The following is a 24233-nucleotide window of genomic DNA, read 5'->3' on the forward strand; positions in this document are numbered from 1 at the left end:
CGAATAGCGAATGTGACGAATTGTTCGCATACTTTAAATGCGACGAATCATTCGCATACTAGCCCGGCGCCTCACGGCGCTCAACCTGCAGCAGGACATCCCCATGAATACGCTTACCTCGGCCCCGATGGCGGCCCTGATTGAACGGCTGTACACACAGGCCGATGCCGCCACCAGCCCCATCATCAACACAGTGACCCACGAAGAACGCGACCGCCTGATGCGCAGCAAGACCGACTACCTGGCACTCTACGGAATGCTGAAAGACCTGTGGTTGCCCGTCTCCCGCGACACCGGCACCCTGCTGTACATGCTCGCACGCAGCAGCAAAGCGCAGGCCATCGTCGAGTTCGGTACTTCGTTCGGCCTGTCCACCCTGCACCTGGCGGCCGCCCTGCGGGACAACGGCGGCGGCACGCTGATCAGCAGCGAGTTCGAGCCCTCGAAGATCGCTCTCGCCCGGCAACACCTGGAGCAAGGCGGCGTGAGCGACCTCGTGGAGATCCGCCAAGGCGATGCCCTGGTTACCCTGGCCACCGGCCTGCCCGACAGTGTCGACCTGCTGCTGCTCGACGGCGCCAAGGCGCTGTATGGCGATGTGCTGAACCTGGTGGAAAGCCGCCTCAAGCCCGGCGCGCTGATCATCGCCGACAACACCGACTACTGCCCCGACTACCTGGCCCGGGTGCGCTCGCCGGCAAACGGCTACCTGTCGGTGCCGATCGGTGACGACGTCGAGCTTTCCGTTCGCCTGGGCTGATGCCCGTCAGAGGATTCAACTCATGTCTGGATTGGTAAGCCCAGTGGTACTGAAATTACTGCCCATCACCCTGGCGGTGTTTGTCGGGTTCCTGATCATCGGCATGCAACTGCCGGTGCTGCCGCTGCACCTGCACAACACCTTGGGCATGGACCCGCTGGTGGTGGGCGTGGTGATCGGTGCGCAGTTTGCCGGGGCATTGTTGTCGCGGTCCTGGGCCGGCAATTTTGCCGATATGCGCGGCCCCAAGCGCGCCATGCTCGTGGGCATGCTGGTGGCGGCCAGCTCCGGCTTGATCTACCTCGCGTCCCTGGCGTTTGTGGCATCACCGGTCATCTCGGTGTGGGTGTTGCTCGCCGGTCGCGTGGTGCTGGCGCTGGGGGAAAGCCTGATCGTGACCGGCTCGATGGGCTGGGGTGTCGGGTTGGTGGGGCCGCAAAATACCGGCAAGGTCATGGCCTGGATCGGCATCGCAATCTACGCCGCGTTTGCCCTGGGCGCGCCCCTCGGGGTGGCGGTGAATAGCCAGTGGGGTTTCAGCGGGATCGCCGTCGGGACCATGGTGATTCCGCTGCTGGCACTGGCCATCGTCGCCGGAGCGCAAGGCGTTGCGCCGACCAGCCAGCGGCGCACCTCGTTTTTCAAGGTGCTGCGCTCGGTGTGGGTACCGGGGTTGGGCCTGGCCTTTGCAAGCGTCGGGTTTGGCGTGATTACCGCGTTTATCGCGCTGCTGTTTGCCACCAAGGCCTGGGGCAATGCGTCATTGGCGTTTACCGCCTTTGGTCTGGCGTTTATCGGCGCGCGGATTTTCTTCGGGCACCTGCCCGACAAGATCGGCGGTGCCAAGGTCGCGCTGGTGTGCGTGATAATTGAAGCCGCCGGTCAGCTGTTGATCTGGGGCGCAGACAGCGCCTTGACCGCCTACCTGGGCGCGGCGCTGACCGGTTTCGGCTACTCCCTGGCGTTTCCCGGCTTTGGGGTGGAGGCGATAAAGCGCGCGCCGCCCCAATCCCGCAGCCTGACGATGGGTGCGTATGTGGCGTTCCTGGATATTTCGCTGGGGGTCAGCACCCCGCTGATCGGCGCCTTGGCCGGCATGGCCGGAGTGGCATCGGTGTACCTGGCGGGCGCAGTGGCCGTGGCGCTGTCGGTGATCGTGGCGCTGGCGTTGCTTTTCAAGGCGCCAGTGGCGGAGCGCGAGGTTTATACTTCGCCACCTCGCCCTTAACCCATCACCCGAGATTCCCGATGAGCCTTTCCCTGTCCACAACCCCAGCGCGCAAGCCGGTCGCGCCATTGCTGGCGTTTGCCATCCTGCTGTTCGGCGCCGTCTTCCTGCAAAACAGCGTCGGCTCGCGCCAGGTGCTGTTGCTGGTGGTCGGCGCCGCACTGGGCCTGACGCTGTACCACGCTGCCTTCGGCTTTACCTCGGCCTGGCGAGTGTTCATCACCGACCGGCGTGGCGCGGGCTTGCGTGCGCAGATGGTGATGCTGGCGATTGCCGTGGTGCTGTTCTTCCCCGCGCTGGGGGCCGGCACCCTGTTCGGCCAGCCCGTGGTCGGGCTGGTGGCACCGGCCGGGGTTTCGGTGGTGTTCGGGGCATTCATTTTCGGCATCGGCATGCAGCTGGGCGGCGGTTGTGCGTCCGGCACCCTGTTCACCGTGGGCGGCGGTAATGCGCGCATGCTGGTGACGCTGTTCTTCTTTATCTGTGGTTCGTTGATCGCGACTCACCACGTCGACTGGTGGTTCTCGCTGCCTTCGTTCCCGGCGGTTTCCATCGTCAAAAGCTTCGGCGTGGTGCCGGCCTTGCTGCTGAGCCTGGCCGTATTTAGCATCATCGCAGCAGTCACCGTGCGCCTGGAAAAAGGTCGTCACGGGCAACTCGAAGCCGGCGTCACCAGCGAACACCAGGGCCTGCGCCGCTTCCTGCGCGGGCCATGGCCATTGGTGTGGGGCGCAATTGGCCTGGCCCTGCTCAACTACGCCACCCTGGCACTGGCCGGGCGGCCATGGGGTATCACTTCGGCGTTCGCGCTGTGGGGCGCCAAGGTTGCCGGCGGGTTGGGCGTAGACGTAGGCAGCTGGGCGTTCTGGCAAATGCCGGGCAATGCCAAGGCCCTGGCGGCGCCGGTGTGGGAAGACGTCACCAGTGTGATGGACGTCGGCATCATCCTCGGTGCGCTGTTGGCTGCGGGATTGGCCGGGCGTTTCGCTCCAAGCCTGAAGATTCCGGCACGCTCGCTGTTCGCCGCGGTGATCGGTGGGTTGCTGCTGGGTTATGGCTCGCGACTGGCGTACGGCTGCAACATCGGCGCGTACTTCAGCGGGATTGCCTCGGGCAGCCTGCATGGCTGGGTGTGGTTGGTGGCGGCGTTTATCGGCAATAGCGTGGGCGTGCGGTTGCGGCCGTTCTTCTTTGCAGGTGAGCGTCCGCAAGTAGCGTTGAGCGGTTGCTGACTGATCGTTCCCACGCTCCGCGTGGGAATGCCGCCTGGGACGCTCTGCGTCCCGCTGTTGGTGACGCGGAGCGTCACGGGATGCATTCCCACGCAGAGCGTGGGAACGAGCAGCATCATCGGCTTTTTGAAATCACTCCACTCATGTACTGATTCAAGTCGCGGAAGTCCTGAACTTTCCAGGTGAACGGTGACAACCTCACACCGTTCTCCCGCAACGTTCTGGGAATCAGGTCGCCATTTGGACGAAGAATGACGGACGACACGATAACGCCCGGATAATCACTCAAGCGTTTTTTGAAAGTAGCCGTTGTCAGGTCAGGCGTAGGCGGATTGCTTTTATTCGCCAAGGGTCCCGTGCCTTTGATATCCGCGCCGTGGCACATGGCGCAGCGCTGCAGATAAATGTTTTTCCCGTTAGCGTTGTCCGCAAAGGACAGTGATGTTTGAACCAGCGATAAAATCCCCAGCGACGCGATGAACGACTTTCTTATTTTCATCTTTCCATGTGGCCTTGTTGTAAAAATCCAATATCAACCAACCGAGCGTAAACGACCCGTGATCCAATCGCGGCTGTAAGCCAGCACGCGGCCCGACATCGCCGTCGGAAAATGAATAAACCCATGAGCCGCCTGCGGTAACAAAAACACCTCGGACCCCGCCCACCGCTCGGCCATCTGCAGCGTGTCGTCCAGCAACGGGTCCAGCTCCCCCACAAACATCAGCGCTGGCGGCAGCCCGGCAAGGTCGCCATACAACGGTGACAACGGCGGCTGCCGACGCTGCTCGTCACTCAGGCCCGGCGTCAGCAAACGCAGCGCCTCCACCATGCCCGGCCCGTCCAGCAACAGCGTTTCCCGCCCCGCCGTGCGCACGCTCGGTGTACCGGTCAAATCGTAGACGCCGTAATACAGCACCGCCCCGCTCACCCGCGCCAGCAATTCGGGCGATTGCTTCAGCGCCAGCAGCGTGGCCGCCGCCAGATGCCCACCGGCAGACTCGCCGACAACGATCACCGGCAGGCCGGCGAACTCCTCACAGTCCCCGAGCAACCAGCGCGCCGTGGCCAGACAGTCTTCCAGAATCCCTTCGACCGGTGTATTCACCGCCAGCCGGTAATCCACCGACACCACCGCCACCTCGCACGCATTCACCATGGCCACGTTGAGGTCGTCATTCATCTGCGCATTGCCAATCACCCAGCCGCCGCCATGGATATCCAGCACCACGCCTTTGGCCTTGCCCTTCGGCCGGATGATGCGCACCGGCACCGAGCCCACCCGCCGGCTTTCAGCCTGCAGGCCATGCTTGAGCAACTTGTTGCCGGCCACCATCTGACTGGAGCGCAACAGCGCTTGGATCACCCGGGGCGTCACGCGGTTGCGGATGCGAAAGCGCGGCATCCAGGCGAGCTTCTGGTTAAAGCGCTGCATTTGCGCCAGTTCATGTTCTTCAGCAGGCCACAGCGTGTGAGTTCCCAATTCGATATTCCCTCTATCTCTAAAAGAGATGTTCACCTTGGCCAGTGTGCGTGGGCATCATGGCAATGATGTTTCCGCCCTCTGCCCACGCCGCCAGGCTCAGCGGTTATTGCGCAGGATGGAGAAATTCAACGCAGCCGCAACGCTTAGCCACACCAGGTACGGGAACAGGATCAGCCCGGTGATCAAATCCAGCCGCACCGTCAGCAGCACCATGGCGGCCACTACCAGCCACAGCAGCGTGATGATCACCATCCCGGCGAAAATCCGGTGGGCACCGAAGAACACGGGCGTCCACAGGGTGTTGAGTGCGATCTGTGCGGCCCATAGAGCCAGCACGATTTCGCTGCCGGGAATCAGGGTCAAGCGATAGCCAGCCCAAGCCAGCAGCAGGTAGATGATGGTCCAGGCGACCGGGAACAGCCAGTTGGGAGGGGTGAAGCTGGGTTTGACCAGGGTGGCGTACCAGTCGCCCGGTTTGAAGATAATGCCGGTGCTCGCAGCAGCACCGCAGGCCAGAAGAAAAATAAACAACGTCACCATGATCGGTCCTTAGCTGAGAGCAGCTGCCTGGAGATGAAAGCCTTGACGGCGGTTTCAGGGTTGGACGCCCCGCGCAGCAAAAAGTGTATTTTTCTTTGCTCCGTGCCCCGCCACAGATGCCCTAGCTGAACGCGATGTAAACAGGCTGCTGCTCCACCGCCGACTGCTCACAAGCACGGACCAGATCCCGTACACAATAAAGTCGCCAGCCCTTGCCCGCGCCCCACTTGGCAGCCACATCATCAAACGACGCCGCTTCATCCCGCGCGGCCCGCTCCCAATCATCGTGCCCGATATCGGCGATCAAGCGTGTTTGGTAGTCCTTCAAAAAGGGAAGCAAGCCCTGCGCATGATCAACCTCCAGCAGCACAACGTCAGCCGAGTCCAGTTGCTGCCTGGCCGCCTCGACCCAGTCCCGCGCCTGCAACGGAAGCGCGTCCAGCACCGCCTCAAAGGCCGACCCCGACTTGTCGCTGCCCTGAAACGAACCACACCCAATCTCGCCACCCGCCATGTCGCTCTCCTTGATAGTGATTCATACGCGCTGGGTTACTGCCGGCGACTACTTTTCCGGACAGGGATTGAACACTTCCGTCGCCGCCACCGCAGACACATACGGAATTTTCGTACCTGGAATGATCCCGACGGAGTAGGCATTTTTGCCGGTGTCACGCACATAGGTCTTGTCGGTGGTCAGACCGCCCGGCTGGTTCTCACCGAGCAGGTAATCCAGAAACTGGATTTTCACCGGCGTATTGAACTGCCCTTCGGCCGTCAGCGGAATGATCTGAGCAGCCCCCGCCCGAGTGAACGCGAAAAACGCCGCGGCGGCTTCACGGCTGCGGAAGGTTTTCACGCACAGCACATCGCGGGTACGCAGCGTGATAAAGCGCTGATAACGACCACCGGAATAGGTGCTCAGAATCAAGCCATCGTCCACCAGAACGCCCAGCCCCTGAGTGGCACGGCACTGGCCATCGCCGCCATTCTCCGAGCCGTAGGGCAAGTAGCACCAGTTGGTCTGGCTCAGGGCCCGCACCGAACCGGGGGCAATCTGCAGGTCGTGCTCGATTTGCTGCCGGGCTTCGGGTGTTTGATACGGAATGCTGCAGCCGCTGAGGATCAGGGCCAGTAACACGTACAACAGGCGATAAGAGCGCATAGGTTTTCCATAACGGGCACGGCAGGTCGTTGCGCGGGTTGCCAGGGGGTCATTCCTTTGAAAGCTGCGCAGGTTCTGTCACATTCTACGACAAGTACCTTTCGGCGAAACTTTATGGAAATACAGATTTCGGAAACGTCCGACTGGCAATTGTTCGCGGCCACAGCCGAAGTGCTGGAGCACGGTTTGAACGGTGAATGGACCGTAAAGGCCGACGGGCTGGTGGTTCCATTTGCGGGATAAAGGAGACTTTGCGTAGGCCGTAGCACCTTGCTCCTTTGCCTACGCTTGCGTCAGAATCCGCCGGCTTGTGCACCTGGGTGGTCATCTCTAAGGTTGCTCGGTCGCTGAAAACTCAGTGATCGGGTTTAGTAGCCTGAGTTTGGATATCTGTGCATGAGCTTCACCTTCTTCAGACAAGTTGTCTGTGCTTGATGGTGGCTGTGTGCAGGGCGCCTTCGGGCGCGCCGGCTCTAGATATCCACCGGTCTACTAACCTGTGCACAGCTGCCACCCTATCGTTTAGTAGCGACAAGGTGGCCGCCTCATCCAGGATATCTATATATGTTCAAAATAACGCCGAATCCGCCAAACAAGCCGGATCTAAAACTCCACCAGGCTGCCCAGCGCGCCATTGATCACTACCTCAATCCCGGCACTGATGCCGAGACAGTCCCAGAGACAACCGCCCTCTTCAGCGTCACCTCCGGCGTCAGCAGCGAAATCCTGATCGCCAACAGCTACGAAACCGTTTCCTCCGTCAGCGCCCTGCTGCTCGACCTGTCCGACGAACTGACCGGCAAAGACCGCGACGTGGCATTGGCCATACACCAACTGAGCGAATTGAGCGTACTGCTGATCGGCAAACTGATGGACCGCGAAACACCTCGGGCGTGAAGCCCAACGCGGTCCTGCGGGACTAGCCCTTCAACTCACCCAACCGATTACTCGCCGCGTCGTCGTATGCCACATACAACGACTCGGCGATTTGGCTTTTGATGGCTTTGGCACTTTCCAGCCCCAATACAAAACCTTCGGCTTTGCCGCCTGCGCGGTTCAGGTCTTCTTTGGTGTCAGCACCGGTGATGGCGTCGAGGAGCTTGATGGCCTGCGGGCCTACGCCTTTTGGGAGGCTGATTTGGTCGATGCTCATTGGGATGCCTCGGATGTGGGGCGGGATGGGGTGGTGCGGGTGAACGAGGTCATGGGCGGTACCTTGAGATTGAGGTCGGTAGCGCGTGGAACCACTGCCGGGGGTGGCATGGTAGACCGGTATGGGAATTAAAGGGCCTATTTCGGCCAAAAGCGGTCGCTGATGATGGACAGCAAACGTACATAAGTAGACTGCAAACGAACCAAGCCCAGAGTCACTAGCCATAACCAGGCGAGGAAGATTGCGTGCCTGAAGCTTAGGCTTGATTATGAGCAATCCTCAGACCCGTTTCAGCTCATATATGCGCAGGTGAAGACGGCGACGATTACCCAGCACAGCCTCTGGAAAGGTCACTGGCAAATTGCTGTAGCTTAGTGAATTCCTCTGGTGAGAGTCGAAAAGTGCGTTGCTGCTGCGCCCTCGTGCCCCCAGAGCATACAGCTTTACCATACGGGAATTCTGAATTAGCATTAATGACTGCAATTAATTATACAAAAGGGAAGTAGTGTATGGCTAATGATTTGAATGATGAAAGTATCTTTACCGAAGATGAGAGCCAGCTAGAGAGCGAGAAAGATATTGATATTTCTCACGAAAACTTCGACTTTTCCTCCATAGCTATCAGTGCCAGTGATTGGACGACAGAGACAATAGTCAGTCAAATAGATAAGGGAAATATCTTATTAAGCCCGGACTTTCAACGCCGAGATGCATGGGATGCTGCAAGGAAAAGTCGCTTTATTGAGTCCTTAATCCTGGGGTTTCCGATTCCTCAAATTGTTTTAGCCGAATCCAAAGCTAAAAAAGGTTCTTATATAGTACTTGATGGAAAACAACGCCTTTTAAGCATTCGACAATTTTTTGCGACAACAGACCAAGCTGAAAGCTACAAAAAGTTAACTCTAAAAAGTCTAGACTTAAAAGACGATCTAAATAACAAGACGATTGAGGCATTAAGAGAGAACCCCAAGTTTTTAAATGACATCGCCTCCTTGGAAAATCAGACAATAAGGACAGTTGTAATAAAAAATTGGGGAGATGAGCGCTTTCTGTATCATGTTTTTCTCCGCCTGAACACTGGAAGCGTACCTCTTTCACCTCAAGAACTTCGGCAAGCTTTGCACCCTGGCCCTTTTGTTAATTTCTTGGAGAAGAAGTCGACGAATTCTACTCAGTTGAGAGAAATTCTTAAAATTAAGTCTGCCGACTTCAGAATGCGGGACTCTGAGCTTTTACTCAGATACTTTGCCTTCAAAGGATTTTTAGTCTCTTACAAAGGAGATCTGAAGAATTTTCTTGATTCTACCTGCAAACTATATAATGAGCGCTGGCCAGGCTGTGAAGCAGAAGTAAACCAGCAGTATGAAGATTTTATAGCTTCACACGAAACAGTTAAAGCAATTTTCGCTGGTCATGCATATAGAAAATGGACAGGTCAGCAATACGAATCTAGATTTAACAGGGCTGTTTTCGATGTCATGATTTTAGCATTCTCTCACTCAGAGGTGAGAAAGCTAGCGGTTGGGCATTATGAAGATATTGAACAAGCGTATAAAGAAGTTTGCAGCGAATCGGCTTTTTTAACTGCGGTTGAGGCTACCACTAAGAGCATGGATGCTACTGTAACTAGACTCGCTGCTTGGTACGAAAAGCTAAATAATTTGATTGGTGCAGGCTTGGGAATCCCTCAGAAGGAGAATGGCAATATAGTAGTGAAAAACGCTCATGACTAATACTCTTAGATATTCTGAGCTTTCAAATAGGCTGGCCGAACTTGAGGATCACCTTATCACCAAGGAGTTTAGTGATATTGGTGATTACGAAGAACAAGTTAAAGATATGGCGCGCGGCTATAGGCTCTTAGCGCACGCAGAGATCGAATCTTACTTAGAGGATGTAGTGAGGCAAATTGCCGACAAAACTCTAGCCAAATGGCAAACCTCAAATATTGGCAGCAAAGAACTGATCAGCGTTTTAGCTGCGTTAAAAAACGACCCAGAGATATCAGATAGGCAATTATCCTCACTAAAAACTACTGAAGAAACAGTGATTTATTCGTTTGTTTTATTTAAAAAACGAATCACCAAAAATAACGGAATAAAGGAGAAGGACGTTAAAGCTTTAATGTCTCCGATAGGTTTTGATATCGAAGCTTTAATTCCAGAGCTTGTCCCGTTATTAGATAGTTTTGGAACTAAGCGTGGAGAGGTGGCCCACAGCACATCTCTAAAAAAGGAAATCAACCCCAAAGACGAGGTTGCTGATGTGAAAAACATACATGGATATCTCGAGAAGTTAGATAAAAAAATGTTTATAGTCATTGAATCTCTGACCTAAGAACCGGTGAACAGGTGAGGCGCACTTGGTTCTTAACATACGTTTCATTAGTAGGCAATTGAGCTTGGCTCCGGCTTTATCGAATAAAAAGTGGCGCTAAAATGTGCAGCTTTTGGTCGATTACTGTCGTTCGCGACCGGCGGCGTTCTGAAAAAATCCGCCGGTCACAAGAGGCCAAGAACTGGCCGGGAGTGAATATCTAGCGTCTGAGAAGTTGAAGTCTTAGCCTGTTCCCGTGAGCGAAGAGAACGATTTGAACAAACTGTTATCTGCATGGTGTAAAGCCACTGAGGGCTTCATAGCTAGCATGAAGGTCGTTAAGGAAATCCTCAGCCAATTCAGGCAGGCCCAAGATATAGGTGTCTCGGTAGGAGATTTTGAATAGCTTGTAATTTTGCATGCTATCAATGCGCCCCGTGGATACTGGTTTGAATGGTCGGCTTATGAGTATCTCTCTATTAAGCTGCTTTTCTTCAATTATGTTGTATTGATCCGCTGTCAAGTCTATTGCTGTCTCCTGTTACTCAAGCCAGTAATGGGAAATCGTATCGTCCCCGACATAGTTTGCGGCTCTTCCACTAACACCATAAATCACTATAGATGGCCACTTTTGAAGTGCGTGGTAAGCGAATAGCAAGGAGGATAGCTTGCAGTTCATGACTGGAAAATCTTCTGTAACTAATAAATTATTTTCTTTTTTGGCAAGCTCCAGTTTAAGTCTGAATTGTTCTGCCTCAGCAACTACTTCATTTATATCTGGCTCGATCATAATTCTATTCACGTTACGCTTGAGTTAAGGGCAAACAAAAGCACAGCCTTTGACTGTCCAGCGAACGAAGTAGCGACTATTTCTACTTCGGCTGAAACACTAATCGATTCGAACGGAACATGTCTATTGCAAGGGGAGGGCAAGCGTTGTATCCGGTTCCAACGTTATCGTCATGCCGCCAAAATGGGAGCCGCCGAAATCGTGGTACTTCTATCCGGCATAGCGGGGTATGGCTGCGTCTCTATCAATACTCAGAACCAGGCGCTATCCGCACTGCTGTCGACAGGCAGCTTTTGGCCGAAAGCGGTCTTTCGCGAACAGCCGTTCTCGACCATCAAGAATGATCAACTTATCTCCATATTGTTGCGAAAAAAGCGATCTATTCCAAATCAAAAATCCGTCCCTTTCCGAGCTAGATGCCGAGGCACACTGGGACGCTTCCGCCAAACGACTCATACGACCTCTTCCTAATGACCATCTGAACCATAGCTATCCGTCCCACGCCCGACTCCCCTGCAAATTTCGGTGGAAATGTCTTCATTAGTGACTCTAAGCCAACCAACTAAAACAACCCCTTGCCCCCTCGTACCAAACACGCTACAAATCCACCACCAAGTTGTACGACAACCTAAAAATAAATCCCCATCCCCGACGATGGCGCCAACTCCCCGAGCCCCCCCATGACTCCCCCTGCCCCCACCCAATTCCCGCGCCACATCGCCGTTCTAATCCTGCTCTGCATGGGCTGCGCCTTCGCCGGCAACCACATCGCCGCGCGCGTAGCCTTCGACGACGGCGCCGGTGTCCTGCTGGCAATCCTCATGCGCTCCGGCGGCACCCTGTTGGTTCTGGCGATACTGGTCCTATACCAACGCCAAAACCTACGCCTCCCCCCAGGTGCATGGCGCTGGCAAGTCCTCTTGGGCCTGCTCATCGCCACCCAAAGCCTCTGCCTCTACTCCGCCGTCGCCCGCGTGCCGGTAGCGCTGGCCTTATTGGTCGCCAACGTCTTCCCCATCCTGCTGGCCCTGCTCACCTGGGCACTCGGCGGGCCACGCCCCACCGCACGCACGGCCTTGCTGATGAGCCTGATTCTGGTGGGCCTGGTGTTCGTGCTGGACGTACCCGGCCGTCTCTCCGCCAACACCACCCTCGGCCCGGAATGGCTGGTCGGCGTTTCCCTGGCCTTTTGCGCCGCGTTCGTATTCGCCTGCGCGCTGTGGATCACCGACCACAAGTTGTCTCAGGTACGCGGTTCGGTGCGCAGTCTGCTGACGATTTTTATCGTGTTCAGCAGCGTCAATCTCGCAGGCTTGAGCGGTGCGCTTGTCGATGGCCTGAACTTGCCTGCAACCAGTACCGGCTGGCTGGCACTGGCCACGTTGGTGGTGCTGTATGGCACGGGTTTTATCGTGCTGTTCATTTCGGTGCCGCGCCTGGATATGCAGCGTAATGCGCCGGTGATGAACATTGAGCCGCTGGCGACGTTGTTGATGGGCTGGATCGTGCTCGACCAGATGCTCAGCGCCGGCCAGGTGGTGGGCGGGGTGATTGTGGTGACGGGGATTGTGCTGCTGACGTATCGCAAGTCGCCCCAGCCGGCCGTCAAGGCTCAGGCTGCGTAGGTCGAGAGGCGAATCGGAAAAGGGACGGATCTTTTCAGATCAGTCCGTCCCTTTTTACTGCCGGGCGTGGGGAAACTCCTGCCATCCTTCAACCAATCGGCTCGAACCGCCGCCGCTTCAGGAACAACCCCACCCCCAGTGCAACGGCAAAGATCGACAGCAGCCCCAGGTCAAACCCAAACAAACGGATTTGGCTCACAGCCACGCAGCCGACCGCCCCCATCGCTGCCAACAGCACCCCTAGCCATTTGCGAAGCGGGTACGACTTGATAAACCGATCAAGCAGAAAGAACAGCACCAGGGCAACGACCAGCTGGGTAATGTCAGACATGTATTTCTCCCGTCAGGTCTTGATGATCAGTGTCGAGGCACTGCGTTGCGGGCCGATGCCGCCGCTCACCTGCGCTTCGATGCTGACCAGTATGTCGCCTGCATGATAGGTGGGCAGGGTGTCATTCACGTACATGCGCACTCCAGCGCCGACAGGGGCGCCCACGTAAGGGGACGCTACGTAAGAGGTGGCGCCAGCGAAAGCCGAGGCCGCAAGGTTGGCGATTTTAGTGCGTTGGGCGTTGAGCACGTCGCCCTGTTGCCGGGTCAGCGGCTTGGAGATGCCGATCATCATCAGGCACGGCAGGTTCTTGGCCAGCATCTTGTCGTACACCTCGACGACTTTGCGGTTGACCTCGTAGTGGGCGCTTTTCGCTTCGCCAAAATGCAGCTCGCCCAGGCGTCCGCGTTCGCTGTCGGTGAGGGTGATCTGCGAGACGTTGAACACGATCCCGTGATTGCCCATGTATTGGAAAGTCCCTTCGAACTTCATCGCACGCATCCTTTCGAGCCAAAGGCGGGGATTGTCTAGAAGGCGTGCGCCGGATTCAAATCATTTCACCTGGCTGGCAAGGTGTGTTGCGCGCCGTAAGGTGCTGACGGACATAATAATTGTCGAATTCGGTGCTTTCGACGAACTACCCTGCGATTCTACGAACCTGGCCGCTATTCTATCTCCGCGAAATGCCAGAAATGGCCGCCGGCTATTTTCCTCGAAAGGCCGCTTCTGGCCGATGCTGTTGAAAAAGTCGTACTCACTTAGCCAAGGTGACCGCCTGCATCAATGAATAGCTTGCGGAGTTTTTTTCGAGCCGCCTCTGAAAGACGCTGTGAATAGCGTTGAAACTCTTCTTCGGCTGTGTCGGGCTTGCCGTTCATGGCCAATACAAACGCGTATGCAAGAGGATGTTGTATGTAGTTGTAGAAACCCAGGCCACCCGTCGACAAATGCTGCTTGACCCGCTCGAAAGCACCAGGCAGGTCGGCTATCGAACGAGCCTCGTCCCAAAACGATTCAGCTTTTGGAATGGCAGCCCGGAGGATATTGGGTGCGCTGGTTGCTATGGCATCAGGTCCGTAGCTGCATGAGATATCAAACGCTCGATCGCGCACATCGAAAGTCAGATCAGGTCGTGCCGATTTTGACGTCCTGTGCCATTTGATTTCATTGCCGGAAAGGTGGGGAACGAAGTCCAGTGACAGAGCCCATGACGGCGCTAGCGCGCCGCCTTTCCACTGTTCAAGGCGAAAGAGTTGGCGAATCGGAGCATCGACGCTACGAAGCCAGGACAGCGGGCCCTGAACTTCGAATCCTAACGGCTGTAAAAGTGACTCTACGGTTGGCGAAACAATTTCGTGGATTTGATCTGTTCGCACTATCTCGAACGTTTTTCCCTGCATCAGCGGCCCCATGCTCAAAAGTAATCCCACTTCGACAACTTCGGTCGTTGGTACGACCTCAGATAATAAATGCAGAAATAGGGGTCAGACCACCATTATTGAAAACGTGGTCTGCCCCCTATTCTTCTCTTGTGTCTGCGCCGTTTGGGTCTTGCAGCTGGCGATTAACGCGAGCTGCGAAAGCGTGGTGACGTGCCTGACGGGAGAACGGTGAAGGGCTGGTATCAACTGCGCAGTAGAAAATAGAGAACTGCGTCATGAAGTATTTTCTTGGCAAATAGTGGCCCGTGCCGGGAAAGTCACGACGTGACAACGCCATGCGGCAAGTTGATTGGAATATCCTGAGAGTTCCTGAATTCACGCCCCATGAGGCACAACATGTGAAAATTTATAGAGTAGTCTCATAGAATATTTTTCTCTTGGGATATGCATAAATAATAGCGAAGTTGGTATTGGAGGCTAGTGTGAACTGGGATAGCCTGCGCCCACATTTTTAAATAGGGGTCAGACCACCATTATTGAAAACGGGGGCTGCCCCCTACTCTTTTCTCTCGTGGTACCCAACAACGTTTTGCTTGAACACAATTAACGAGAGCAACTGAGGAGGCGGGTCATGCTTGAGGATTTTAAACACGCACTTTACCGTCATAAGAGGCTGTTCTGGCTAGTGATGGTTATTGTCATCCTATCCAAAGTGGCAACCATAATGCCGGCGATTATCATCGGGCGCGTAGTAGATACCTTTACCCAGCACACCTTGGATTCAGAGACGGCCTTGTATCTGTTGGGGTTTATCTGCGTCGGCGTTATTAACGTTATTCTTATCCCTATTCAGGGGTATTATTTGACCCGTTTTATTCAAAAAGGGCTCAGCGATGTTTCGATTCGATGGGTTCGCGAGATATTCACCAAGCACTTCGACCTGTTCTCATCGATCAATATCGGCAAGATGCTCAAATCGATTGAACGCGGCATACAAGCCAGCGAGCGAATTCTTAACTATGCGCTGATCACTATTTTGCCGCTTTGCATCGAGTTCATCGTGATTTCGGCGTGGCTGGTATGGATTGCGAATATTGTGTTCCTGGCGCTTGTGCTTGCACTTTCCGGCGTCTACCTGGCATTGACCCACTACTTGATCACGTGGCGTCGCGCTCATATCGATGCGGTCAATGACGCCGAAGATGAACAGGCGGGAGTATTTGCAAACACGATTCAGGCGGGTAAACAGATAAGGCTGGAGCGGGCCCAGGAATCGGGGCTGAAACCCCTGTTCGATACGTTTTACCAGTACGCGGATGCCGCCACAAAAGTCGGATATTCCGCTGCGGTACTAGGGGCGTCAAGGGCACTTTTCTTAACCCTGACCAGCAGCACAGTGATCGGGTACGGCATCTTTGTAAGACAGGCTTCGGTGTCCGAACTGACGGTTGGCGACTTTGTCGTCTTGTTTACCTTATCCACGATGTTTTTCAACACGGTGTTCAGCATCGGAGAGGTCTATCGTTTCGCCGATCAATTCTCTTCGGACTACGCCAAGTTTCGATCGATTCTGCGCGAGCAAAGCTTCAAGGGTAAGACCGAGAGCTTGCCCTCGGATTCTGACAGCTTGATTTACCCCGCCTCCACTGCACTGATCGCCGAGGGAGTTTCATTAGTCATTCAACAGGCCATCGAAGTGCGCCCCGGTGAGCATCTTGCCGTCGTTGGGGCAAGTGGCTCCGGAAAATCAACCTTTGTGGAACTGCTCGTGGGCGTGAAGCAGCGTCCCGGGCTCACCGTCCGGATAGGACAGACCGCGCTAGAGTCAATCGCTGAAGAGGAACATTTTCGGCTCATTCGGTATTGCCCCCAAACTCCGAAGTTTTTATCAGGCAACCTGGCAGACGCTGTTTTTTTTCATGGCTCGTTCAACTCGACATTTAGCAGCGTCGCGGCGCAGCTTAATATCCAGCATCTGTTTGACGAATTGCCTGTTCGAACGATAAATCAAGACGCGACCAGTATTTCCGGTGGCGAAGCAAAAAAGCTTTCGCTTCTACGCGTGCTGCTAAGACCTGGGAATTTCAACATATTCGATGAGCCGACCTCATCCGTTGATCCCCAGGGCGCCTCGTTAATCTGGGATGCACTCTTCACCTGCTTTGCCGATAAAAGTCTGATCTGTGTAACCCACGATTTCACTGTGCTCAATCACTTTGATCGAGTCATCGTCTTCGACACGGGCAGAATCGTTGCAGATGGCAAGTGGCAAGACCTGGTGGCTCTGGAGTCGGTCTCCAACGTCATACGCAAAGTTCAGGAGGAAGAGCCGGTTTCAGGGCATTAAGTTACTGAAACGGCTTTGTACGCTAAGAATGAAATAGGAGTCAGACCCCTATTCCTCTCAGGTCGCGTAGGTCTCAATACGGGACGGAAAAGGGGGCATTTATTTTTGATCTAATAAATGCCCCCTTTTCCGTTGTGGTCCTTGCGTAGAAATCACCCACCCCTTCTCTGGATAGCTCCCTGCCTTACCTGGCCCAAATCCTGCCTGCATCACTCCCACCCAGTCGCTACTGACTACGCGGACGACTCTTTTGAGCCCCGCCGCCCAATCCCCGCCCCCGATAATCAAGCATCCCCTTACCACCGCCGAGGCCTTCCCCCATGACGAGCCCATCCACCGACCAGGTCAGCCCCCAAACCCTGCGCAGAGTGATCATCGCCGCCGGCATCGGTAACTTCGTGGAGTGGTTCGACTTCGCCGTCTACGGCTTTCTCGCCACCACCATCGCCCAGCAATTCTTCCCCAGCGGTGACGCCAGCGCGGCGTTGCTGAAGACCTTTGCGGTGTTCGCGGTGGCCTTCGCCTTCCGGCCCCTGGGCGGGATTTTCTTTGGCATGCTCGGCGACCGGATCGGGCGCAAACGCACGCTGGCCATGACGATTTTGCTGATGGCCGGCGCCACCACGCTGATCGGCCTGCTGCCCACCTACGCCGCCAGCGGCGTGGCGGCGCCGATTCTGTTGTCGTTGATCCGCTGCGCCCAGGGTTTTTCCGCCGGGGGCGAATACGCCGGGGCCTGTGCCTATCTGATGGAGCACGCGCCCAGTGACAAGCGCGCCTGGTATGGCAGTTTTGTGCCGGTGTCGACGTTTTCTGCGTTCGCTGCGGCGGCCGTGGTGGCGTACGCCCTGGAGGCTTCGCTGTCCGCCGAGGCAATGGGCAGCTGGGGCTGGCGCTTGCCGTTCCTGATCGCTGCGCCGCTGGGGCTGGTGGGGCTTTACCTGCGCTGGAAGCTGGATGAGACGCCGGCCTTCCAGGCGGTGAAGCAGGAGCACGCGGTCGCGCACTCTCCCCTCAAGGAAACCTTGCGCAACCATGGTGCGGCGATCTGTTGCCTGGGCGCTTTTGTGTCGCTTACGGCGTTGTCGTTTTATATGTTTACCACCTACTTCGCGACGTATCTGCAGGTGGCGGGTGGCTTGAGTCGGGCGGTGGCGTTGCTGGTGTCGCTGATTGCGCTGATTTTCGCGGCGGCGATCTGCCCGCTGGCGGGGTTGTATTCGGATCGGATGGGGCGTCGGGTCACGGTGATGACGGCGTGTGTGTTGTTGATTGTGGTGGTGTACCCGTCGTTCCTGATGGCCAGTTCCGGGTCGTTCGCGGCATCGGTGGTGGGGGTGATGTTGCTGGCGGTGGGCGCGGTGCTGTGTGGGGTGGTGACGGCGGCGTTGTTGTCGGAGACCTTTCCGACACGCACTCGGTATACGGCTTCGGCGATTACCTACAACATGGCGTACACGATCTTTGGCGGTACGGCGCCGTTGGTGGCGACGTGGTTGATCAGTACCACCGGCAGCAACCTGTCGCCGGCGTTTTATCTGATTGCGGTGGCGGTGCTGGCGTTGGCGGGCGGGTTGGCGTTGCCGGAGACGTCGCGGATTTCGCTGCATGAGGTGGGCGTGGAGGAAAAAGGCGCAGCGCCGGTGTTGTCGCGCTAGGTTCGGCTGGTGTGAACGCAATGCCCAATCCAACAAAGATCAACTGTGGGAACGGGCTTGCTCGCGAATGCGGTCTGTCAGTGAAAAATGTGCTGACTGGCCCACCGCATTCGCGAGCAAGCCCGCTCCCACACTGGTTTTTCTTTGCTTGTTAGATCTCCACTTCCGGACTGAACAGTGTGGGCGTCAGCCGGCGTAACTATTTAGCCACTTCCCCAATCGCCCGCGCCGCCTGAGCCAAACGCTGCGTGGCGACGCGGATTTCCTCCGAATTGAGCGAGGCGAAGCCCAGGCGCAAGGCATTTTCAGGATGATCAAACGGTGAAAACAGGCGACCGCTGCGCACCACCAGGTCCAGCTCCAGCGCTTTTTCGGCCAGTCGGTCGACGTCGATTGAGTCGGCGAACCTTACCCACAACGCCAGCCCGCCTTCGGGTTCCTGCACAGAGATCTGCTCGCCAAAAGCTTCCAGCAAACAACTGAGCAGGGTCTCCCGACGCCGACGGTATTCCCTGGAAACCCGTCGCAGGTGCTTCTTCAATTCGCCATCGTTGATCAGGTCCGCGAGCATCCGCTGCATCACGGCATCGCCCTGGCCCAGGCTCACCGCCGCCGTACGCTCAAGCACTTCGATGAGGTTCGACGGTGCAACGATATAGCTGCAACGGAAGGTGCTGCCCAGGGACTTGGACAGCGAGCCGATGTAGATCACATGACGCTGGGCGCTGTCACTGGCCAGGGGCAAATAGGGCCGTCCGGCAAAGTGATACTCGTGGTCGTAGTCTTCCTCGATGATGCAGAAGTCATGCAGCCGGGCCAGTTCCAGGAGCTGCTGGCGACGTCCGGCACGCAGGCTGACGGTGGTAGGAAACTGGTGATGGGGGGTGACGTACATCATCCGTACGTCATGCAGGCGGCACAGCTCGGCGAGTTGGTCGACCCGGCAACCTTCGTCGTCCAGGTCCACGGTGACCAGTTGCGCGCCCAACTGGCGGAAAATCTCCCAGGCCGGTGGGTAACTCAGGCGTTCGACCACCACCACATCACCGGGTTTGAGCAGCGCGCTGGCGGTCAGGTACAGCGACATCTGCACGCCTTGGGTCAGGCAAATCTGCGGCGCGCCGACCGTCAGGCCGCGATTGTGGCGCAACATTTCGGCCAGGGCGTTGCGCAGGTACTGGCCGCTGCCTTCGCTGCCATGGCGCACGGTGTTGGTGGTAAAGCTGTTGCGCAAGGCATTGCGGTAATAGCGGTGCAGCACGGCTTGCGGCAGCAAGCGATGGTCACAGGCGCCATTGTCGAAAAACAGCGCGCCGGGCCGGTGTTGCAGGGCTGTCACCTGTTCGCCCGGGGTGAAATAGGCCGCCGCAGGCACCTCCCGCAATGCCGGGGCAAACGACTTCGGGGCGCGGGTGGCCGGCACCGCGCCTGTCGCCAGCTGCGAACTGACGAAGGTACCGCGACGTTGAAGGCTGACCAGCCAGCCCTTGGTCACCGCCTCCTCGTAGGCAAGGATCACCGTCTTGCGGTTGACGTCCAGCAGTTGCGCCATCTCCCGCGTGCCGGGCAACAGCGCTCCGGGGCGCAGGCGGCCCTCGACAATCGCACTCACCAGGCCCTCGACGATCTTTCTGTAGGACGCCTGCGGCTGCGCCCCATCGAGTTTGAGCAACGGGCGCCATTTGCGAAGCTGGACCATATGAATTATCCAAAACTGGAGGTTCTCCTGGTCCTAGTCTACCGCAACAATCGAGCCTCAATTGCCCCGAGGTGTTTATGCAAAACCGCCATGTCGTTGAATTGTTGCCCTCGGGCAAATCCTTCGAAGCTGCCGATCAATTGCTGCTCGACGCCATGCTGGCCAGCGGTCTCGCCGTACCCTTTTCCTGCCGGCGCGGCGCCTGCGGGTCGTGCAAGGTCAAGGTGGTGTCGGGCCAGCACCGGGAAAAGCTGCGCACACCCGACACCCCTGCCCCTTCTTATCCGCTCGCGGCTGACGAGATGTTGCTGTGCCAGAGCCATGCCTGCAGCGACATGCGCCTGGAAATCCCCGGCTGGTCACTGGACACGCCCGCGCTGGAAGCCAGCGCACAGGTGATCAGCAAACGCGCGTTGAGCGCCGACATCGTCGAGCTGGTGTTGCTGACTGCCCAGCCACTCGAAGTCCGGGCCGGCCAGTACCTCAGGTTTCGCCTCGACGATGGCGACAGCCGCTGTTTCTCCGTGGCCAATCTGCCCGCGCAGGATCAAGGCCGGTTGGTATTTCATATTCGCCAGGTCAGCGGCGGCCTGTTTTCCGAACGCATCCTGCCGACCCTGCAAGTGGGCGATGCCGTGAAACTCGAAGGCCCCGTGGGCGCCTGCACCTGGCAACACGACGATGGGCGCCCTGTTGTGCTGTTCGCTACCGGGACCGGTTATGCCGGTATCAAGCCCTTGTTGCTGACGGCCCTGGCCCGCCAGGCCGAGGTCACCCTGTATTGGGGTAACTCGGCCCCGGCGGACTTCTACGACGTCGAGTTTCTCGAACGGGCCAGCCAGGCCCATCCACGCTTTCTCTGGCATCGGGTTTTGTCGGCAGACGCCCGCGTACAGCAGGTCGCGTTGACACAGCCCCATGACTGGGCCGAGAGCCAAATCTACGCCTGCGGCAATAGCACGATGATCAACCAGGCCCGCGAAGCCTGCCTGGCGGCGGGTGCGCAGGCGCATCGTTTTGTCGCCGAAGCCTTCGTCCCCAGCGGTGCATTGACGCCAGCGGAGTCGCTCAACACGCGACACCCGGTGCTGGAAAAAGTCGGCCCGCGCTACTCGCTGGACGGCATGCTCGCGGCCCGCGAGCAAACGGTCAGGGCCCTCGCCGCCATCGCCGACCAATTGAAAGTCGGCATGACCACGGCGCAAGCCCTCGCAATGGCCAGTGAGACATTGCAGGCCATGGGCGCGTCTCACACCTGGCATCCCACCTATATCCGCTTTGGCGAAGACACCGTCCGCACACCCCGCCAAGGCATCGACCTGCTGCGCAAGCTCCGCGCCACCGACATCGCCGTGGTGGACCTTGGCCCGGTGTGGGATGGCTATGAAGGCGACTATGGCGACACCTTCGTATTCGGCGAGCACCCATTGCATGACGCTTGCACGAAGGCCCTGCATGAAGTGTTCGACGAGACCCGCGATGCCTGGCACCGTGGGCTGACCGGGCGCGAACTGTACGACTTCGCTGAGGGTAGCGCCCTCTCCAAGGGCTGGCGCCTTGAGCGCAACCTGGCCGGACACCGCATCGCCGACTTCCCGCATGCCCTGTTCGGGCAGGACAAGCTGGCTGAAGTCGAGATCGTACCGAGCGAGATGGTCTGGGTGCTGGAGATACAGATCTGCCATCCCACACAACCGGTCGGGGCGTTCTTCGAGGATATTCTGATTGGCGAGGCCAACGGGGGCGTGTAGGGACGGGCCGTACGGTGGACCCGGTGAGTCCAGAGCGGTAACGTTATCCGGGCATTATCACCTCAGCAAAAAGGGAGTTTGCATCATGACCGACGACACAAAAACAAAAGGGCCAGCGTCGTACTTCCCCTCCATCGAAAAAAACTATGGGCAACCCATTAGCCACTGGCTGGATCTGCTCAAGGCCGCAAGTTCCAGGAAGCATATGGAGCTTGTGGCCTTGCTCAAGACTGAACACGGCATGGGCCATGGTCACGCCAATGCGTTGGTTGCGTACTTCTTGGCGGCTGAAAAAGGCAATTGATCCACCTCCCGGCGGGCGGTGAACGTGCCTACCCGCCGGGCGTTGCGGCTGTCTCTTGCAGCGTTCGTTCAAGTCGTCGTAGGTGAGCATTCACAATGAGTTTGTGCGCTGGCCCCACTGGCAGCATGTAGAGGCGCCCATAGGTGTTATGGGTGACAACCGACGAGGTGATCGTGAGTACACGGTCAGCGATTGAAAGGCAGATCATCACATCCAGGTGCCGGTCACGCTCGGTCAGCACCAGCATGTCGGGCGCGCTGCGTTCCACGAGGAAGAAGTCCAGCCGGTCGCCGACCTGCACAGCCTCGCGCAAGGTGCCGGAGAACCCACCGATGCACTTCACACCAAACAACGAGGAAATGGCATCCCTGATTCGGAAAGCCACCTGCATCAACGGCCCCGGTTCGCCGGTCATGATGTTCCAGGCATCCAGCGCGGTGATTTCAGTAGGCAGCGGGGCTGACCGGGTGTCGTAGTAATCAAGCTCTGACGGTGCACGCAGCGTGTGAACAACATCGGTAGTCGTCAACATTATCTTCCCTGATTGCTCGGTTAGAGCGGCTGACCTACATCAATACGATTCCCGTCCGGGTCTTCGAACACAAACGCCCGCAACCCGTAATCCTGATCCTTGAGGCGCTTGATGATCCTCGCCCCATGCTGCACGCAAGCGGCGTGCAGCCTGTCGACATCGTCCACCATCAGGTGGGCAATCGTGAACGCGGCAGCTGGATGGTTGGGTTGCAAGGTCAAATGCAGCTCGCCGTGGTCGCGCTGCAGAATCATGAAGCCGATCGGGTTTCCATTTTCGAAGGCTTTCGTAAACCCCAGGACCCTGGTGTAAAAATCATGGGCCCTGCCCATGTCCTTTACGGGAAGCGTTACTGCAATTCGTCCGAAACGGACGCCATGATCAACGACTGCGCTCATCGCAGAACCTCAACGTGCAAGCACCATGACACCTGCCAGGCGGTGCTGGTGAGTGTGAAGCGCCTTGCCAAACCTGAAGGAGCAGGACGGTGCCTGCGAGGCAGAGGTTATTTTGCGTAGCTACCGAAGTAAAGAGAGATACGAGGGTCGTTGCCGGGCAATGATCAGCAGGCGGTCGTTCATCTACGATTGCTCGGAGTCGGACCTTAGCCCAAAACCAGCAGGATTGAACAAGCGGACTGAAGGGGGCGAAGCGCATGCGTTTATTCTCACCCCCTGCCTCTAACACGGTTTCAGAGATGAAACACCGGCCCCGCCTCTGCACCTTGTGGAGGCGCTTCAACCTTCACCTTCAGCGCAATCAACAGTGCCGCCAACAGCATCAAGATACCTGCCGCGACAAAGACCCCGCCGATACCACTGAAACTGAACATCGCGCCGCCTGCCGCCGCCCCGGCTGCAATCGCCGACTGCACTGAAGCCACCACCATGCCCCCGGCGCTTTCGGCCTGGTCAGGCACTGCCCGCGCCACCCAGTTCGACCAGGCCACCGGCACCCCGCCAAACGCCAGGCCCCAGAGCATCAACAACCACACCTGGCCGGTCACGGTTGCCGGCAACAGCGCCAGGGCGAGCGCCGCAACGCCCACCAGCGCGGGCATCAGCACCAATGTTCCACGCGGCAGACGCACCAGCAGCCAGCCGGCCAGCAGCGTGCCGGCAAAGTTCGCAACACCGAATCCCAGCAACATCAACGCCAGCCCCTCGGCATCGACGCCAGTGGTGCTTTCCAGGAATGGCCGGATATAGGTGAACAGCGCAAAGTGCCCGGTGTGCACCAGCACGCACCCCAACATGCCCACGGCAATGCCCGGACGCAACAGCACTTCCAGCACCGTCCTCAAGCGGGCGGTCCTGCGGGGTGCGAGCGGCGGCAGGGTGAACAGCTGGAACACCAGGGTCACGCCGCCCACTGCGGCGGCGGCGAGAAACGCGCTGCGCCAGCCGTACAGCCCTCCCAAAAAGCTGCCCAGCGGCACCGCCACGACAGTGCCCACCGCGATGCCGCTGAAGATGATCGACAAGGCACGCGGCAGCAGTGCCGCCGGTACAAGCCGCATCGCCACCGCCGCCGCCATGCTCCAGAAGCCACCCAGGGCGATGCCCAGCAGGACGCGCATCAGCAGCAACACCGTGAGGCTCGACGAGACCGCCACCAGCAGGTTGGAGCAGATCATCAGTGCGCTGAAGCACAACAGCACCACGCGCCGGTCGATCCCACGGGTCAGGCCCGGTACCAGCAACCCGGCGAACAACGCCACCACCGCCGTGACTGTCACCGCCTGCCCTGCCAAGGCTTCCGAGACGCCGAGTTCGGCCGCCATCGGCGTCAACAAACTGGCCGGCAGGTACTCCGCCGTGAGTAATCCGAACACGCCCATCGCCAACGAAAACACCGCCATCCAGGCCGGTGTCGCGGGCGCTGCATCTGCACCGGTTACGGCGTCACACACACAACTGCTCATCACTGGTCACCCTCCA

At 57.6% G+C, this 24233-nt stretch carries 26 protein-coding genes; 12 read left to right on the plus strand and 14 right to left on the minus strand.

Annotated features, from left to right (window positions below):
• Nucleotides 1–103 precede the first annotated feature (103 nt).
• The 3 genes from HX805_RS14005 to HX805_RS14015 are packed head-to-tail and all read left to right on the plus strand — an operon-like array spanning nt 104 to nt 3220.
• Nucleotides 104–760, plus strand: a complete 657-nt coding sequence (locus tag HX805_RS14005) for an O-methyltransferase (RefSeq protein ID WP_003214482.1) — start codon at nt 104–106, stop codon at nt 758–760.
• A gap of 22 nt (nt 761–782) precedes the next feature.
• A complete protein-coding gene (locus HX805_RS14010) occupies nt 783–1988 on the plus strand; it encodes an arabinose transporter (protein ID WP_177116945.1) in 1206 nt (401 codons plus the stop codon).
• 20 nt (nt 1989–2008) lie between these two features.
• Entirely contained in the window at nt 2009–3220 is a 1212-nt protein-coding gene (locus HX805_RS14015; RefSeq protein WP_177116946.1) for a YeeE/YedE family protein, read from the plus strand.
• Nucleotides 3221–3335: 115 nt separating this feature from the next.
• Here the strand turns inward: HX805_RS14015 and HX805_RS14020 are convergent, their stop codons facing one another.
• The 5 genes from HX805_RS14020 to HX805_RS14040 form a co-directional block, all read right to left on the minus strand.
• A complete protein-coding gene (locus HX805_RS14020) occupies nt 3336–3719 on the minus strand; it encodes a cytochrome c (protein WP_102368511.1) in 384 nt (127 codons plus the stop codon).
• Between the two features lie 33 nt (nt 3720–3752).
• Nucleotides 3753–4652: an alpha/beta hydrolase gene (locus tag HX805_RS14025; protein ID WP_102605764.1), complete on the minus strand. Its 900-nt coding sequence runs from the start codon at nt 4650–4652 to the stop codon at nt 3753–3755.
• 147 nt (nt 4653–4799) lie between these two features.
• Entirely contained in the window at nt 4800–5240 is a 441-nt protein-coding gene (locus HX805_RS14030) for a TspO/MBR family protein (RefSeq protein WP_076016149.1), read from the minus strand.
• 124 nt (nt 5241–5364) lie between these two features.
• Nucleotides 5365–5757, minus strand: coding sequence for a hypothetical protein (locus tag HX805_RS14035; protein WP_008438809.1), 393 nt, complete (start codon nt 5755–5757; stop codon nt 5365–5367).
• A 48-nt stretch (nt 5758–5805) separates the two neighbouring features.
• Nucleotides 5806–6405 (minus strand): hypothetical protein, encoded by a 600-nt coding sequence (locus HX805_RS14040; RefSeq protein WP_177116947.1) that lies wholly within the window; start codon nt 6403–6405, stop codon nt 5806–5808.
• Nucleotides 6406–6519: 114 nt separating this feature from the next.
• Between HX805_RS14040 and HX805_RS32345 the strand changes: the two genes are divergently transcribed.
• Both HX805_RS32345 and HX805_RS14045 read left to right on the plus strand, forming a co-directional pair.
• The gene (locus HX805_RS32345; RefSeq protein WP_256344535.1) at nt 6520–6648 is read left to right on the plus strand and encodes a hypothetical protein; all 129 of its coding nucleotides are present in this window, start codon (nt 6520–6522) and stop codon (nt 6646–6648) included.
• A 321-nt stretch (nt 6649–6969) separates the two neighbouring features.
• The gene (locus HX805_RS14045) at nt 6970–7302 is read left to right on the plus strand and encodes a DUF6124 family protein (RefSeq protein WP_177040495.1); all 333 of its coding nucleotides are present in this window, start codon (nt 6970–6972) and stop codon (nt 7300–7302) included.
• Between the two features lie 22 nt (nt 7303–7324).
• On the opposite strand, the gene HX805_RS14050 is transcribed toward HX805_RS14045, so the two are convergent.
• Nucleotides 7325–7558 (minus strand): hypothetical protein, encoded by a 234-nt coding sequence (locus tag HX805_RS14050; protein ID WP_003214497.1) that lies wholly within the window; start codon nt 7556–7558, stop codon nt 7325–7327.
• A gap of 509 nt (nt 7559–8067) precedes the next feature.
• Between HX805_RS14050 and HX805_RS14055 the strand changes: the two genes are divergently transcribed.
• Together HX805_RS14055 and HX805_RS14060 are read left to right on the plus strand one after the other, a co-directional pair.
• A complete protein-coding gene (locus tag HX805_RS14055) occupies nt 8068–9291 on the plus strand; it encodes a DUF262 domain-containing protein (RefSeq protein ID WP_177116948.1) in 1224 nt (407 codons plus the stop codon).
• Nucleotides 9284–9895, plus strand: coding sequence for a HEPN domain-containing protein (locus HX805_RS14060; protein ID WP_177116949.1), 612 nt, complete (start codon nt 9284–9286; stop codon nt 9893–9895). Before HX805_RS14055 ends, HX805_RS14060 begins: the two co-directional genes overlap by 8 nt.
• Nucleotides 9896–10415: 520 nt before the next feature.
• Here HX805_RS14060 and HX805_RS14065 read toward each other — a convergent pair.
• Nucleotides 10416–10664 carry a hypothetical protein gene (locus HX805_RS14065; RefSeq protein ID WP_177116950.1) on the minus strand — a complete coding sequence of 83 codons (249 nt, stop codon included), beginning with the start codon at nt 10662–10664 and terminating at the stop codon, nt 10416–10418.
• Between the two features lie 680 nt (nt 10665–11344).
• On the opposite strand from HX805_RS14065, the gene HX805_RS14070 reads away from it, so the two are divergent.
• A complete protein-coding gene (locus HX805_RS14070) occupies nt 11345–12289 on the plus strand; it encodes an EamA family transporter (RefSeq protein WP_177116951.1) in 945 nt (314 codons plus the stop codon).
• A gap of 88 nt (nt 12290–12377) precedes the next feature.
• On the opposite strand, the gene HX805_RS14075 is transcribed toward HX805_RS14070, so the two are convergent.
• The 3 genes from HX805_RS14075 to HX805_RS14085 form a co-directional block, all read right to left on the minus strand.
• Nucleotides 12378–12620 (minus strand): hypothetical protein, encoded by a 243-nt coding sequence (locus tag HX805_RS14075; protein WP_177116952.1) that lies wholly within the window; start codon nt 12618–12620, stop codon nt 12378–12380.
• Nucleotides 12621–12632: 12 nt separating this feature from the next.
• Nucleotides 12633–13112 carry a hypothetical protein gene (locus HX805_RS14080; protein WP_177116953.1) on the minus strand — a complete coding sequence of 160 codons (480 nt, stop codon included), beginning with the start codon at nt 13110–13112 and terminating at the stop codon, nt 12633–12635.
• 266 nt (nt 13113–13378) lie between these two features.
• The gene (locus tag HX805_RS14085; RefSeq protein WP_177116954.1) at nt 13379–14032 is read right to left on the minus strand and encodes a hypothetical protein; all 654 of its coding nucleotides are present in this window, start codon (nt 14030–14032) and stop codon (nt 13379–13381) included.
• Between the two features lie 601 nt (nt 14033–14633).
• On the opposite strand from HX805_RS14085, the gene HX805_RS14090 reads away from it, so the two are divergent.
• Both HX805_RS14090 and HX805_RS14095 read left to right on the plus strand, forming a co-directional pair.
• Nucleotides 14634–16349 carry an ABC transporter ATP-binding protein gene (locus tag HX805_RS14090; protein ID WP_177116955.1) on the plus strand — a complete coding sequence of 572 codons (1716 nt, stop codon included), beginning with the start codon at nt 14634–14636 and terminating at the stop codon, nt 16347–16349.
• 320 nt (nt 16350–16669) lie between these two features.
• Nucleotides 16670–18007: an MFS transporter gene (locus HX805_RS14095; protein WP_177116956.1), complete on the plus strand. Its 1338-nt coding sequence runs from the start codon at nt 16670–16672 to the stop codon at nt 18005–18007.
• A 199-nt stretch (nt 18008–18206) separates the two neighbouring features.
• On the opposite strand, the gene HX805_RS14100 is transcribed toward HX805_RS14095, so the two are convergent.
• A complete protein-coding gene (locus HX805_RS14100) occupies nt 18207–19706 on the minus strand; it encodes a PLP-dependent aminotransferase family protein (RefSeq protein WP_177116957.1) in 1500 nt (499 codons plus the stop codon).
• Between the two features lie 77 nt (nt 19707–19783).
• On the opposite strand from HX805_RS14100, the gene HX805_RS14105 reads away from it, so the two are divergent.
• Entirely contained in the window at nt 19784–21457 is a 1674-nt protein-coding gene (locus tag HX805_RS14105; protein ID WP_177116958.1) for a M24 family metallopeptidase, read from the plus strand.
• Nucleotides 21458–21542: 85 nt separating this feature from the next.
• On the plus strand, nt 21543–21761 hold the full coding sequence (locus HX805_RS14110) for a DUF4287 domain-containing protein (RefSeq protein WP_003214516.1): 219 nt from the start codon (nt 21543–21545) through the stop codon (nt 21759–21761).
• A 28-nt stretch (nt 21762–21789) separates the two neighbouring features.
• Here HX805_RS14110 and HX805_RS14115 read toward each other — a convergent pair whose 3' ends face one another.
• The 3 genes from HX805_RS14115 to HX805_RS14125 form a co-directional block, all read right to left on the minus strand.
• Nucleotides 21790–22293 carry a DUF2867 domain-containing protein gene (locus HX805_RS14115; RefSeq protein WP_177116959.1) on the minus strand — a complete coding sequence of 168 codons (504 nt, stop codon included), beginning with the start codon at nt 22291–22293 and terminating at the stop codon, nt 21790–21792.
• A 20-nt stretch (nt 22294–22313) separates the two neighbouring features.
• Nucleotides 22314–22691, minus strand: a complete 378-nt coding sequence (locus tag HX805_RS14120; RefSeq protein ID WP_177116960.1) for a glyoxalase/bleomycin resistance/extradiol dioxygenase family protein — start codon at nt 22689–22691, stop codon at nt 22314–22316.
• 293 nt (nt 22692–22984) lie between these two features.
• Nucleotides 22985–24217: an MFS transporter gene (locus HX805_RS14125; protein WP_177116961.1), complete on the minus strand. Its 1233-nt coding sequence runs from the start codon at nt 24215–24217 to the stop codon at nt 22985–22987.
• Between the last annotated feature and the right edge of the window lie 16 nt (nt 24218–24233).

The sequence above is a fragment of the Pseudomonas sp. G5001 genome (assembly GCF_013385475.1).
GTDB lineage: Bacteria > Pseudomonadota > Gammaproteobacteria > Pseudomonadales > Pseudomonadaceae > Aquipseudomonas.

Excerpts from the sequence above, each read along its gene's own strand:
- HX805_RS14060 (WP_177116949.1), top strand. The coding sequence starts at position 9,284 with ATGACTAATACTCTTAGATATTCTGAGCTTTCAAATAGGCTGGCCGAA.
- HX805_RS14040 (WP_177116947.1), bottom strand. The coding sequence starts at position 6,405 with ATGCGCTCTTATCGCCTGTTGTACGTGTTACTGGCCCTGATCCTCAGC.
- HX805_RS14085 (WP_177116954.1), bottom strand. The coding sequence starts at position 14,032 with ATGGGGCCGCTGATGCAGGGAAAAACGTTCGAGATAGTGCGAACAGAT.
- HX805_RS14050 (WP_003214497.1), bottom strand. The coding sequence starts at position 7,558 with ATGAGCATCGACCAAATCAGCCTCCCAAAAGGCGTAGGCCCGCAGGCC.
- HX805_RS32345 (WP_256344535.1), top strand. The coding sequence starts at position 6,520 with ATGGAAATACAGATTTCGGAAACGTCCGACTGGCAATTGTTCGCGGCC.
- HX805_RS14100 (WP_177116957.1), bottom strand. The coding sequence starts at position 19,706 with ATGGTCCAGCTTCGCAAATGGCGCCCGTTGCTCAAACTCGATGGGGCG.
- HX805_RS14015 (WP_177116946.1), top strand. The coding sequence starts at position 2,009 with ATGAGCCTTTCCCTGTCCACAACCCCAGCGCGCAAGCCGGTCGCGCCA.
- HX805_RS14055 (WP_177116948.1), top strand. The coding sequence starts at position 8,068 with ATGGCTAATGATTTGAATGATGAAAGTATCTTTACCGAAGATGAGAGC.
- HX805_RS14070 (WP_177116951.1), top strand. The coding sequence starts at position 11,345 with ATGACTCCCCCTGCCCCCACCCAATTCCCGCGCCACATCGCCGTTCTA.
- HX805_RS14065 (WP_177116950.1), bottom strand. The coding sequence starts at position 10,664 with ATGATCGAGCCAGATATAAATGAAGTAGTTGCTGAGGCAGAACAATTC.
- HX805_RS14045 (WP_177040495.1), top strand. The coding sequence starts at position 6,970 with ATGTTCAAAATAACGCCGAATCCGCCAAACAAGCCGGATCTAAAACTC.
- HX805_RS14110 (WP_003214516.1), top strand. The coding sequence starts at position 21,543 with ATGACCGACGACACAAAAACAAAAGGGCCAGCGTCGTACTTCCCCTCC.
- HX805_RS14120 (WP_177116960.1), bottom strand. The coding sequence starts at position 22,691 with ATGAGCGCAGTCGTTGATCATGGCGTCCGTTTCGGACGAATTGCAGTA.
- HX805_RS14125 (WP_177116961.1), bottom strand. The coding sequence starts at position 24,217 with ATGAGCAGTTGTGTGTGTGACGCCGTAACCGGTGCAGATGCAGCGCCC.
- HX805_RS14095 (WP_177116956.1), top strand. The coding sequence starts at position 16,670 with ATGACGAGCCCATCCACCGACCAGGTCAGCCCCCAAACCCTGCGCAGA.
- HX805_RS14025 (WP_102605764.1), bottom strand. The coding sequence starts at position 4,652 with ATGCAGCGCTTTAACCAGAAGCTCGCCTGGATGCCGCGCTTTCGCATC.
- HX805_RS14080 (WP_177116953.1), bottom strand. The coding sequence starts at position 13,112 with ATGAAGTTCGAAGGGACTTTCCAATACATGGGCAATCACGGGATCGTG.
- HX805_RS14105 (WP_177116958.1), top strand. The coding sequence starts at position 19,784 with ATGCAAAACCGCCATGTCGTTGAATTGTTGCCCTCGGGCAAATCCTTC.
- HX805_RS14090 (WP_177116955.1), top strand. The coding sequence starts at position 14,634 with ATGCTTGAGGATTTTAAACACGCACTTTACCGTCATAAGAGGCTGTTC.
- HX805_RS14010 (WP_177116945.1), top strand. The coding sequence starts at position 783 with ATGTCTGGATTGGTAAGCCCAGTGGTACTGAAATTACTGCCCATCACC.
- HX805_RS14005 (WP_003214482.1), top strand. The coding sequence starts at position 104 with ATGAATACGCTTACCTCGGCCCCGATGGCGGCCCTGATTGAACGGCTG.
- HX805_RS14075 (WP_177116952.1), bottom strand. The coding sequence starts at position 12,620 with ATGTCTGACATTACCCAGCTGGTCGTTGCCCTGGTGCTGTTCTTTCTG.
- HX805_RS14115 (WP_177116959.1), bottom strand. The coding sequence starts at position 22,293 with ATGTTGACGACTACCGATGTTGTTCACACGCTGCGTGCACCGTCAGAG.
- HX805_RS14020 (WP_102368511.1), bottom strand. The coding sequence starts at position 3,719 with ATGAAAATAAGAAAGTCGTTCATCGCGTCGCTGGGGATTTTATCGCTG.
- HX805_RS14035 (WP_008438809.1), bottom strand. The coding sequence starts at position 5,757 with ATGGCGGGTGGCGAGATTGGGTGTGGTTCGTTTCAGGGCAGCGACAAG.